Annotated in this window: 8 protein-coding genes; 4 read left to right on the forward strand and 4 right to left on the reverse strand. The window is 39.2% G+C overall.

Going from position 1 to position 12695, the window contains the following annotated elements; translation table 11 throughout:
* Positions 1-116: 116 nt before the first annotated feature.
* Positions 117-1571 (reverse strand): GTPase HflX, encoded by a 1455-nt coding sequence (gene hflX / locus HXT48_RS04195; RefSeq protein WP_102155754.1) that lies wholly within the window; start codon positions 1569-1571, stop codon positions 117-119.
* Positions 1572-1835: 264 nt separating this feature from the next.
* Between hflX and HXT48_RS04200 the strand changes: the two genes are divergently transcribed.
* Together HXT48_RS04200 and hrpA are read left to right on the forward strand one after the other, a co-directional pair.
* Entirely contained in the window at positions 1836-2534 is a 699-nt protein-coding gene (locus tag HXT48_RS04200; RefSeq protein ID WP_004110795.1) for a class I SAM-dependent methyltransferase, read from the forward strand.
* A gap of 62 nt (positions 2535-2596) precedes the next feature.
* Entirely contained in the window at positions 2597-6682 is a 4086-nt protein-coding gene (hrpA, locus tag HXT48_RS04205) for an ATP-dependent RNA helicase HrpA (RefSeq protein WP_102155269.1), read from the forward strand.
* 154 nt (positions 6683-6836) lie between these two features.
* Here hrpA and HXT48_RS04210 read toward each other — a convergent pair whose 3' ends face one another.
* On the reverse strand, positions 6837-8279 hold the full coding sequence (locus HXT48_RS04210) for an MFS transporter (protein WP_174182805.1): 1443 nt from the start codon (positions 8277-8279) through the stop codon (positions 6837-6839).
* A gap of 254 nt (positions 8280-8533) precedes the next feature.
* Between HXT48_RS04210 and HXT48_RS04215 the strand changes: the two genes are divergently transcribed.
* The gene (locus tag HXT48_RS04215) at positions 8534-9460 is read left to right on the forward strand and encodes a hypothetical protein (protein WP_012914035.1); all 927 of its coding nucleotides are present in this window, start codon (positions 8534-8536) and stop codon (positions 9458-9460) included.
* Positions 9461-9530: 70 nt separating this feature from the next.
* Entirely contained in the window at positions 9531-9710 is a 180-nt protein-coding gene (locus tag HXT48_RS04220) for a hypothetical protein (protein ID WP_041160484.1), read from the forward strand.
* A 171-nt stretch (positions 9711-9881) separates the two neighbouring features.
* On the opposite strand, the gene HXT48_RS04225 is transcribed toward HXT48_RS04220, so the two are convergent.
* Both HXT48_RS04225 and HXT48_RS04230 read right to left on the reverse strand, forming a co-directional pair.
* Positions 9882-11285 (reverse strand): MFS transporter, encoded by a 1404-nt coding sequence (locus HXT48_RS04225; RefSeq protein WP_012914034.1) that lies wholly within the window; start codon positions 11283-11285, stop codon positions 9882-9884.
* 130 nt (positions 11286-11415) lie between these two features.
* Entirely contained in the window at positions 11416-12372 is a 957-nt protein-coding gene (locus HXT48_RS04230) for a nucleoside hydrolase (RefSeq protein WP_012914033.1), read from the reverse strand.
* Positions 12373-12695 lie beyond the last annotated feature (323 nt).

Here is a 12695-nt window from a genome sequence, read left to right on the forward strand (position 1 = left end):
TCACACCCTTATAAGCACACAAAATACCACGATTTATGCATTACTAAGGGCTGCTCTCACATTAAGAGCTTTTGGTATGAACACCTTTACTCTAATCGCACCACCGGAATTTATTATTACAACGCTACTTTCATAAGTTTTGCAGCTAACGATGGTCCAACCCAAGCAATAAGTTCAACCCCCGAATCTACATATTCTGCTTTTTCAACTACACCATTTTCACGAACTTTTGATAATAATCCACCAAACTCGTACGGCAAAGTTACATCTACACGAACACGAGGAGACGGTAACAATTCTTCTAAACGATTGCGCAATATTTGCAAATTTTCGCCACTAAATGCAGAAACAATAACGGTATCAGGATAAAGAGAAGAAAAACGTTCTCTCGCAGCATCACTCATCATGTCTGATTTATTCAATGCCATAATTTGAGGTATATCTTCTACACCAGAAATATTAGCGAGAACTTCGTTTACTGCATTAATTTGCGAAATAGGATCTGGATGCGAACCGTCAACTACATGTAAAATAACATCTGCTTGTCCAACTTCTTCCAAAGTGGATTTAAATGCTTCAACTAGTTGAGTTGGAAGTCTGCGAACAAAACCAACAGTATCTACCAAAGTATAGCTTCTACCATCTTGAGTTTGAGAACGACGTACTGCAGTATCAAGAGTTGCAAACAGTGCATTTTCTACTAATTCTTGTGATCCAGTAAGGCGATTTATAATAGACGACTTGCCAGCATTCGTATATCCAACAACAGCTACAGTTGGAATATCTTGTCGTCTACGAGAACCACGTTTTACATCGCGCGCAGGTGCCATATTCGCAATATCGTGACGAAGTTTAGAAATACGATTGCGAATAGCTCGACGATCCATTTCGATTTTAGTTTCGCCAGGACCTCTAGAACCAATACCAGCATCTCCTGCAGCTCTACCACCAGCCTGCCTAGAAAGAGCAGCACCCCAGCCTCTTAACCTAGGTAGCATATATTGCAATTGAGCAAGCTCAACTTGAGCTTTACCTTCACGGCTTGTAGCGTGCTGAGCAAAAATATCCAAAATAACAGCAGTGCGATCGACAACCTTAACTTTAGTCGCATCTTCTAAAGCTCTACGCTGGCTAGGAGGTAAATCATCGTCAACAATAATCGTATCCGCATCATGCTGAGCAACTACTGCTGCAAGCTCACGCGCTTTACCTGAACCAACATAAGTTGCAGCATCCGGCCTATATCTTTGTTGCAACATGCCATCGCAAACAACAGCACCAGCAGTCTGTGCCAACGCTGCAAGCTCACGCAACGATTCTTCAGCTTGAGCAAGAGTTCCTTTTGCGCTAGACCACACTCCTACTAGCACAACGCGCTCAAGACGAAGCTTTCTATACTCAACTTCGGTAACATCTTGTAATTCGCCAAGGCCAGCTACTCGCTTTAAAGCATTACGAGATTCACGCTCCTGCCAAACTTCATCATGCTTTTCACTGTCAGAAGTAGTGTCTAGAAGCACATCCGAATGAGCATAAAGCACTGCATTATTGGTGAGATTATGCTCATTCATATTATTAGAATCATTTTCGAGGGAGGAAAAATCGTTTGAATTAAGCACATCATCTCGCCCGGATGCCACATTACTATCCACCAACTGTCCCTCCTCTATTTCATTGTAAATAGCGTTTTACAACGTTTGTCTTATTATGGTAACTTGAGACGACAATATATGAACACAACATATATGTATGATATGTAAATAAAGATACAATAGAAAAAAGTATATTAATAAATTTAAATTTATAGGCGAAATACGGTATTTTTGAGCGAGATCATGGACAGTCATCAACAATTTAAACAATACGATAAAACCAAATCACCAAAATCAGAAAAAACGCAAAAAATCAGTGGCGAACAATACTTTTCTGCAACACCATCATCTTGCGATGAGCGAAGAACGTTACATGTAACTTTGAGAAATCATGAAACTGTTGTACAAGTTTCAAACGGAGTATTTAGTGCTTCTAAGCTTGATCTAGGCACGTCTGTGCTACTAAAACATGCTCCAAAACCACCGGAAAATGGCAAATTCCTTGATATTGGATGCGGATGGGGGCCTATCAGCATTGCAATGGGCTTAGAATCTCCAGAAGCTGAGATTGTAGCTGTAGATGTAAATGAGCGCGCGCTAGAGCTTACTGAGCTAAACGCAAAAAACGCTGGCTTAAAGCATATTCGCACTTCTTTAGTAGATGACGCTTTAAAAGAAAATAATACTTTGGAATTTAATAATTTTGATCTCATATGGTCCAATCCCCCAATTCGCGTTGGAAAAGAAATGCTGCACGACATTTTGATGACTTGGATTCCGCGTTTAAAAGTAGGAGGAGCAGCTTACTTAGTTGTGCAAAAAAATCTTGGCTCAGACTCACTTATTCCTTGGCTTGCTGAAAATCTTGGCGAAAACTACATAGTTGAAAAATATGCAAGTTCTAAAGGATACCGAATTATAGAAGTAATAAAAACGAAATAATAAAACGTACTAATACTAAAGAAGTACTAAAAAGCAAAAATCTACGAAAAGAAATATACACTATGAAATTCGACTACCCTGCTGAGCTTCCTATTTGCGCAGCACACGACGAAATAATAGAAGCAATTAAGTCTTCACAAGTCGTGATTGTTTCCGGACAGACTGGCTCCGGTAAAACTACGCAAATCCCAAAAATGGTGCTTGAGCTTGGAAGAGGCGGAAGAGGTAAGCAAATCGTGCACACTCAGCCTCGCCGTTTAGCTGCACGCACTGTTGCTGAGCGAATCGCAAACGAAATGGAAGTAAAACTAGGCGAAGAAATCGGCTATCAAGTGCGATTTACCGACGAAAGTTCACCTAAAACAAAGCTCCGAATTGTTACTGACGGTATTTTACTTGCGCAAATTCAGCGAGATCCTCTTCTTACTAAATACGACACGATTATTATTGACGAAGCTCACGAACGCAGTCTTAACATTGACTTTTTGCTAGGATATTTAACGACTTTACTTCCGCAAAGACGCGATTTGAAGCTGATTATTACTTCAGCAACAATAGATTCTGCAAAATTCCGTGAACATTTTGAGCAAGCTTTACACATAAAAGTTCCTGTTATTGAAGTTTCTGGACGCACTTACCCTGTGCGAGTTCTTTATGAACCACTTGGATCCGCTCCTTCACTTATGCAACACGTCCCCGGCTTTGCAGACATAACAATGGATGAGGAAACTGCTGCAGAAAGCCAATCTAACGAAAGCAATCGAGACGATATTACAGATGAAGATATGACATCTGCAGTAACTCGCGCATGTGCTCAATTAGTGATTCATTCAATCCACGAGCAAGGCGCGCGCGACATTATGGTTTTCGCTTCTGGCGAGCGCGATATTCGAGAGTTTGAAGCAGGATTACGCTCATATTTTGGCACTCGAGCAAGTGATATGAAGCGAGCTGATGCTATTGAAATAGTGCCGCTTTTTGCGCGTCTTTCTGCAAAAGATCAGCATCGAGTATTTGAACATCACTCTCATCAACGCATTGTTATTGCTACGAACGTTGCTGAAACTTCGCTTACTGTTCCTGGGATTCGATACGTTGTCGATCCTGGTTTTGCGAGAATTAGCAGATATTCTAAGTCTGCAAAAGTGCAAAGACTTCCTATAGAGCCAATTTCTCAAGCGAGCGCAGATCAGCGTTCTGGGCGATGCGGACGAATCGCGGACGGAATTGCTATTAGACTTTACTCGCGCGAAGATTACGAAACTCGCCCTCGTTTTACCGATCCTGAGATTCTGCGCACTTCGCTTGGAGCAGTAGTATTGCACATGCTTTCAGTAGGAGTTGCTAAAACTGGCGAAGATATTACAAATTTCGGTTTTATTGACCCTCCTGATATGAAAGCAGTAAGCGACGGCTTTAATGAGCTTAACGAGCTTGGCGCAATAAATAGAAAATCAGGTTTCATCACTTTAACTCATATTGGCCGCGAGCTTTCTAAATTGCCGATTGACATTCGTTTAGGACGCATGATTATTGAAGCGGCGCGTAAAACAACTCCGAATACTCTTGCAGCTGTGCTGGTAATTGTTGCGTTTTTGAGTTTGCAAGATCCTCGCGAGCGCCCCGAAGAACAGCGTGAAGAAGCGGATAGACTTCATAATCGTTATGCGGATGAAACAAGCGATTTCTTAACTGCTTTAAATATTTGGGATTATATTTTCCAAGCAGACGGAAATATGAGCAATAATGCTCTTCGCAAACTTTGTAAAGCGGAATTCTTCCACTTTTTGCGTTTAAAACAGTGGAAAGATTTAGTTAATCAACTTCAAGACTTGTGTAAAGAGTTGCATTATAAAGTTGGCGAGCCTATTCCATCTAAAAGAGTATCTTTGGAAATTCGTCAGCTTCCTAATAATCAACAGGCTGCTCACAGCTTGTGCTGCTCTTGGGATTCGCAAGGAATACACTCGTCGATGCTTGCAGGATTGCTTTCTATGTTGGGAATGCAAGTAGTGCGTGAACCAAAAGCTTCAGATTTTGCTAATTTGCATGGATCAGCAAAAATTCGAGCTATGAAACGCGCTCAAAAAATGGCTAAAAACGACTATCAAGGCGCACGCGGAGGAAGATTCGCAATATTCCCAGCTTCATCTGTTTCGAAAACAACTCCTTCATGGGTTATGTGTACGCAATTAGTTGAAACATCTAGACTTTGGGCAAGATATTGCGCACAAGTCGATCCTGCTTGGGCCGAGCCTCTTGCTAAAAATCTTACTAGAATCACGTATTCTGACGCTCATTGGAGTGCTTCTAAAGGTGCTGCTGTAGCAAAATCTAAAGTATTACTATACGGATTGCCTATTGTTCAAGATCGTACAGTTCAATGGACTAGAGTTAATCCTTACGAAGCTCGTATGATTATGATTCGTCAAGGCTTAGTTGAAGCAGATGTGCAACAGCGTTTTGCACACGATGAGTTTATTGTAAATAATCACAATGTGCTTGAAGATGCAGATAATCAAGCAAATCGCACTCGTCAAATAAGCGAAACTGTAAACGACGAAGATTTATTTACTTTTTACGACACTCGCATTCCTCAAGAAGCAACTACTATTGCAGCTCTTGCAAAATGGTGGAAAGATAACCGCGAAGAAAATCCACACAAGTTAGACTTTAATCCCGATGAAGTTGAACGTTTACAAACTACGCAAAGTACTGATTTAGCTGACTATCCTGACCATTGGGATACAGTTGGTACAGATGGTCAGATTATAAGGTTGCGTTTAAGTTATGTGTATGATCCGGCTAATCCTTTGGACGGCGTAACTGTGCATGTGCCGCTTTACGTACTTTCGCGCTTAACTCCTGAAGAATTTACTTGGAATGTTCCAGGTTTATTAGATGAGCTTATTATTGGCATGATTAAATCTTTGCCTAAAGCTCTACGAGTACAGTTTGTTCCAGCTCCTGATACTGCTCAAAAAATTCGCTCTTGGATTGACGAACATTACGACGAGCTTCCTGGGACTGGAGAAACAGAAAGCAATATAAAAAGCGAATGGCAAGATTTTAGAGAAGTTTTCACTAAAGCTGCAATTTGTGTAGTTGGAGCGCAAATACATCCTGAAGTTTTCGACGACGAGCAAATAAGCAAACTCTCACCATACTTGCGCATGACGTTTAGTGTTGAAGAGAGAAAAGCTAACGAAAATCGCAATAAACCTGCAGGTCGTAACAAGTACTCTAATCGCGTAAAACCTACTATTCTTGGAACCGACAAATCATTAATTGCATTGCAACAGCGTTTTGCAAAAGAAGCACAAGAATCTGCACGAGAAGTTGTAAATTTCAAAGCAAATAAAGCTGCACAAGCTGGAAATGTAATTGAACGAGCAGATTTATTACACAAATCTGGTGCTACAAATCTTTCGCGCGCACAAATGGTTTGGCAAAGTGCATTGAATATGCTGCATTTAGACAATAAGCGTATTACTTCTCGCTGGCTTGGCGCTGAATCTTTAATGCTCGCAGCTGCACCTTATTCAACTTCTAACGCTTTAGCAGAAGACTTGCAAATGGCTGCAGTAAAACGACTAATTGCGAACACAGATAATATTACTGACGACAATTTATTACGCGAAACTGTTGCCAACATTTCCGAAATATACGAGGATACGGTATACGATGTAGCTCACGATGTGATTGCTATATTAAAGCGTGATGCGGAAGTTAGTAAAGCTGTTTCTGGCAAGGCTGATTTGCCGTTGCTTTCAGTGTTGCAATCAATCCGCGAACACACTGCAAGTCTTGTATACGGAGGGTTTATTGCCAAAACTCCATCTGATTCTCTGCCTCGTATTGAACGCTACTTGCATGCAGACGTGATTCGTCTTACTAAAGCTAAGGCAGACAAAAACCGTGACGTACGTTGGGCTTGGCAGGCAGATGAAGCACATAAGCTTGTAGTAAAAGCTCAAGAAGACGCTCAGAAAATCCCATCAGGACCAGCACATGACGAGTCACAAATAATCGCTGAGAAATTACGTTGGATGTGCGAAGAATTCTATGTATCTCTTTGGGCGCAAGAATTGGGAACTGCATATCCGATTAGCATACAACGCATGCGAAAGATGATTGGCGGAAGGTGAAAGCTGTTTCGCATATATGCATATATTTTTTCTTAGCGCTTGCAATGTTGTAAACAATATTGCTCATAACGTTGCAAACAAACTTTATTTGCACAGTTGCTAAGCTATTGCTAAATCGTCTCTTATTGCTTTTGCTTTTACTATTATTTTGGTCTTATTCTTGATCTTCGTTTACTTCAATTGCATTGCTTTCTTTAGTAATAAAGTTTCTGAATGTAAATACGATAATTCCTAATAATGCAACAGCAGCACACATAAGAGATATGTTTGCAAATCCAGACGAAATACCAGAAGCACCCGTTATAGAATTTCCACTCAGCATGTTTTTATCTAATATTCCGTCAAAAATTACTACACCAACAGACGCAGAAACACTAATAGCTAAATCATTCATTCCGCACCCTCTTCCAGATTCTTCAACTGGAAGAGACGAAAGAATTGTTGAGGCCAGTGGAGAATACACCATTCCACAACCTGCATAATAAACGCATGCACATAAAGCTATGGCTAAGAATCCAGAATTTATTAATACTGCAATACCAATCCATCCGCAAAGTATAAACAATATTGCTAATAATAAACCTGTTTTTCTTCCTATGCGACTAATTATTAAGCCTGAGCATGAACCGAATATTGCAGCAACAATAAAAGCCCAAACTAAATAAGAAGCTACTTGTGAAGTAGTCATGTTATACAAAGTTTTTCCAACTCTATTGAACAGTGGGCTTATGCAATAATTTGTGAAGTATATTATGCCCATCAAAATTATGCCAGAAAGCCAACGAATATTTTTAAAGAAAGCTGGTGTAACAAACGGCTCTTTAGCTTTACTAATGTAAATACCAAAAATTATAAACAATATAATTGCTGAAATAAGCATCAACAAGTTTCTGTATGAAATGAACAATGTAAGAGATGCAACAGCAAATCCAAAGACTGTAAAACCAACAACATCAATTTTTTTACCATTGCCGTTTTTTGTTGGTAAATAATGCAATAATGCCGGCAATATTAGAATAGTTAATGCTGGAATTAAGAATAAATATTGCCAAGCAATAGAGCTTAACAATCCCGCTGAAAACACTCCAATACATGCAGAAAGCTGGTACGATGCTGTAAATAATCCGAAGAAGATAACTTTCAAATCATTTCGCAAATATTTTGTTGCAATTACTAAGAATGATGAACCTGCTACTTGTTCACCAGTTGTTTGCATAATACGAGCAGCAATAACTGTCCACAAATTTGGCTCAAAACAAGAATTAGCTACAAATCCAAAAACTGAGCCTATAAACAAAGATGTTAATCCAATAGTTACTAGCTTTTTTAATGACACAAAGTCGCCTAAAGAACCGTAAATAAAGCATACAATTCCTAAAATAATGCCAGGTAAACCAGTTATAAGAGGCGCTTGATCAACAGCTTTCACATCTATACCAACTTGTTTATAAACAAGATTGAAACCTTGCAAGCACAAGGTGCTAATAACAAATGTAATAAGCAGTAGTATTAACGCACGAACAGCAACCTTATCGCGCTTTTCTGGGTCATCATAAGGATCCACAGAAGAACAATCAAATCGTTTAGTCCCAATCATCACCGTCTTACTCCCCTACAACAGCCTAATAATTCCAAATATTTATGCAGAAAACTACTGCAAATAAATCAATCTGCTCTAACAATCTAAAGTTAATCGCAACAAATTCTTCGCGCGTAGCTACTCAATCGGATAATTCTACAGTTTGATAGTTACAATCAACAATAAAAGTTAGGAACAATTTTAAAAAATAATCACAATAATAAAATGATTCGCATATCACTTATAATGTAACAAGCTAAGTAGGAGGAAACATGGTGCAGAGAAGAAAGAAACATGATTCTATTCATGTCAACCTAAATAGTGGACATAATAGTGGTGCTCATCACAATAAAAACAACAGTTCATTAAAGCATAAGTTTTACTCCAATAAAATTTTACGAAACATTATTATTGCTGTCATAGGCATTGCTATTATCATTCCTGTTGTTCAGTGGATACGTTGGGAACAGACTGTTTCTAATCTTCGCAACAAACAAGAACAACTTGTGTCACGCTTCGATTTTAATCCAGGCAATATTATTTCTGATTCTCAATTTTTTGACGATAACGCAATGAGTAAAGACGAAGTACGCAATTTTATACGCAAAAAAGGAGCAAAATGCACTGGTAAAAATTGCTTAAAAAATGCGTACTTTAATACTCACACTATTCCTGCCGATTCACTATGCTCAAAGTATCAAAGTGTAAGCAAAGAATCTTCTGCAGACATAATATACAAATCAGCAAAAGCATGTCATATCAGTCAACGAGTATTACTTACCATGCTGCAAAAAGAACAACATCTTGTAACAGACACTGATCCTAGCGATTTCCAATACAAATCAGCTATGGGATTAGATTGTCCAGATGATTCTCATTGCAACCCACGTTTTGCAGGATTCTTTAAACAAGTAATTGGTTCCGCAAGAAGATATAGATATTATCTTCTTCATAACGATCAATATAACTACCACCCTAACACGATTAACACAATTCAATATTCGCCAAATAAATCATGCGGATCTAGCAATGTTTATATCGAAAATAAGGCTACTGCATTACTTTATATCTATACTCCTTATCAGCCAAATATAGAATCGTTAAAAGCTGGATACGGCGAAGGAAATTCGTGCTCAGCATATGGAAATCGCAATTTTTCATTGATTTATTCTGCATGGTTCGGAGATCCTCGCAAATAATATTCGTTAGATCAATATAGGAATACAATCTCGGTGTATAAGCTTCGAGGTATACTTAAATGCCTAATTTTTGGCACAATTGGTTAAAGATTACAAATTAACTGCTTCTATATTTAACAAAAACAACAAAGACTCACTTATTACAGATTTAATTTTTAATGCGAAAGTTGATGATGATTTTGTTTTAGGCAGAGAATCATGGTGGAAAGAAGTATTAAAAAGTGAGGATTTTGGCTATAACGGTAATTAATTTAAATAATCATTAGAAATAAGCTTCACCAATACAATATCAAAAGATTAGTATTCAGCGTATGAAAAAGATTTGATAGCGTGCAAGCAAAGTAATACAAAAATGGCCACTAACCAATCAGCCCAACACGACTGCAAGCTAGTGGCCACTAACATATTGAGTAAATAATAATTACTCTTTAACCATAAGACTACGAGCAATGTAAACTACTAAGCCAATAAAGGCTACAATAGCGCCCATCATAAGCAAGTTAGAATAACCTGCACCTAAGCCTTGGATTCCAGCAAAAGAGAATCCTTTTAGCAAGTTTCCGCCAAAGAAACCGCTGAAAATGGAAATACCGATTGATGCTGTAACATTCATAACTAAATCATTCATACCGCATCCACGACCCGATTCTTCAACAGGCAATGCGCTAAGAACCGTTGAAACGATTGGCGAATACATAAGTCCGCAACCAGCGTAGTAAACGCATGCGCACAAAGTTAGAACAAGGAATCCGCAATTGATGAATACAGCAGCTCCAACCCATCCAAGAATCATAAGAACAGCAGCTATAATAATGCCAGCTTTACGTCCAATAAAACCGATAATTGTCCCAGAGCATGTTCCAAACACTGCTGCTACAACGAATGCCCATACAAGGTAGGAAGAAACTGCCTCAGTGCTCATATGATACAAAGCACCGCCAATCACATTGTAAATTGGAGGCATGCAATAGTTAGTAAAGTAGAAGATGAATATTAAGACAATGCCCGAAAGCCAACGCTTATTCTTAAAGAATGCAGGAGTTACAAACGGGTTCTTTGCCTTCATAATATAGCCAGCAAACACAACAAACAGCACGATGGATCCAAGCAACAACCCCCATGCCTTGTACGAGAAGAACAAAGTCAGCAATGCAACAGCAATACCAAACACTGTAAAGCCAAGCTTATCTATCTTCCCACCAATACCGTTCTTTGTAGGCAAGCACTTAACAAGAACTGGCAAGAACAGAATAGTAATTGCAGGAATCAAGAACAAATACTGCCAAGCAATAGAGCTAAGAGCACCAGCAGCAAAAACGCCAATAGAAGCAGAAAGCTGATAAGCTGCAGTAAAGAGTCCAAAGAAAATTACCTTAAGATCGTTGCGCAAATACTTAGTTGCAATAACAAGGAAGGAAGAACCTGCTACCTGCTCGCCAGCGGTTTGTAAAATACGCGCAATAATAACAGTCCACAAGTTTGGAGTGAAGAAGAAGTTTGCAATAAAACCGAACAAGGATCCAACAAACAGTGTTACAAGTCCGATTGTTATGAGTCTACGAAGCGACACAAAGTCACCCAAAGAACCGTAAATAAAGCACACAATGCCTAAAACAATAATTGGCAAACTCGTAATAAGAGAAGCTTGATTAGGAGCACCAACAGCTTTACCAATCTGATCGAATACCAGATTAAATCCTTGCAAACACAATGTTCCAAGAATAAAGGTTATAAGAAGTAAAATTAGCGAGTAAATCGCCACTTTGTCGCGGGTTTTTGGATCCTCGTATGGGTCTACCGCGCTAAATTTTGCAATCTCAGTCATAATAATCCAATCAATTAATATTTTTAGTTTCTACATTGGTAAATAAGGCACGTCGTATATTGCGGAAAATGTTGCGATTTACGGCGTGTCGAACAACAAAAAGCGGAGCTAAAACTCGTAAAATCCACACTCATCCAGCGATTTTTGCCAAGCCAGAAATGCGCGTCATAAACTCGTTCAAGAATCGTGGAACATCAACACCAACAGCAACTTGCATTGTTTTAACAGGGTCATTCAAGCGCGTAACATCACCAATTGTGCGTCCACGAGTTGGGCCTTCAACATCTACCTGCATGTTGATTGGTAGAGTTGTAACAAGCGTTGGGTCAACAGCAACTGCAACAGCCAACGGATCGTGCAAACCGCAGCCACCAAGGTGTGGAGCCGTTGTTTCATATGCCTTAATGTAAAAATCGGTCATATCTGCAAGGAACTTGCCAGCCTTTGTACCAAGGTCACGCCACTGTTGCGTTTCCTTATAGGTAAGCAAGGTTTGCAAAGTCACATCCAAACCGACCATTGTTACAGGGGCGCCAGAACGGAATAGGACGTCTGCTGCATCTGGATCTTGGGAAATATTTGCTTCCATCCAAGGAGTTACATTTCCATGAATTGTAAGAGCACCGCCCATAAGAACAATCTTACCAATTTCATCTTTGATTTCTGGAGCCTTATGCAATGCAGCAGCAATATTTGTCATAGGACCAGTTGGAACATAAATAAGATCCTTGCCATAAGTCTTAACTGAATCAATTATGAAATCAACAGCTGGCTCAGACTCAGCTTCACGCTTTGAATCTGGAATAACAACATCGCCAATACCATTGTCACCGTGAATGAATGCAGAAATAGACAGAACTTCAAACGAATCTTTCTTGCTCGCATGCGGCAAACCACGATACACTTTAACTTCTGGATGTCCAAATAAATCTGTTATAGCAAGAGCATTACGAACGCCCTGTTCCATTAAAACGTTGCCATACGTACCAGTAATACCGATCAGCTCAACCTCAGGGCTACCAAGAGCATAAGAAATTGCTAAGGTATCATCAACACCAGTATCCAAATCAAGAATAAGCTTCTTCATGTGAACTACCTTTCTGATTACAAACTCGCTACATCAACAGTGATGCAGTAAGCCATTCTGTTTATTTCTAAGTTGCAACAAACTAGTAGGCGTCAACCTCATCGTTTTATGCTTCACAACTCAAGAATTCTATCTCTCTATAATTCAAAATCAACCCTTATAAACATATGTTTAGATTATATTTTTGCGGCAAAATAAAACGCAATTATTCGCTAAGCTTTTAGCTTGTTTTAATTTAGATTACAACACGAAATAAATCAGTGGTTTATGCCTCGAGATACACTTAAATGCCTAAAAATTGGCTTTGATTTGGCTGCAGATTT

Origin of the sequence: Gardnerella sp. KA00127 (assembly GCF_049244125.1) — a bacterium.
Lineage (GTDB): Bacteria > Actinomycetota > Actinomycetes > Actinomycetales > Bifidobacteriaceae > Bifidobacterium > Bifidobacterium swidsinskii.

Excerpts from the sequence above, each read along its gene's own strand:
- HXT48_RS04215 (WP_012914035.1), top strand. The coding sequence starts at position 8,534 with ATGGTGCAGAGAAGAAAGAAACATGATTCTATTCATGTCAACCTAAAT.
- HXT48_RS04225 (WP_012914034.1), bottom strand. The coding sequence starts at position 11,285 with ATGACTGAGATTGCAAAATTTAGCGCGGTAGACCCATACGAGGATCCA.
- HXT48_RS04230 (WP_012914033.1), bottom strand. The coding sequence starts at position 12,372 with ATGAAGAAGCTTATTCTTGATTTGGATACTGGTGTTGATGATACCTTA.
- HXT48_RS04200 (WP_004110795.1), top strand. The coding sequence starts at position 1,836 with ATGGACAGTCATCAACAATTTAAACAATACGATAAAACCAAATCACCA.
- HXT48_RS04210 (WP_174182805.1), bottom strand. The coding sequence starts at position 8,279 with ATGATTGGGACTAAACGATTTGATTGTTCTTCTGTGGATCCTTATGAT.
- hrpA (WP_102155269.1), top strand. The coding sequence starts at position 2,597 with ATGAAATTCGACTACCCTGCTGAGCTTCCTATTTGCGCAGCACACGAC.
- hflX (WP_102155754.1), bottom strand. The coding sequence starts at position 1,571 with ATGAATGAGCATAATCTCACCAATAATGCAGTGCTTTATGCTCATTCG.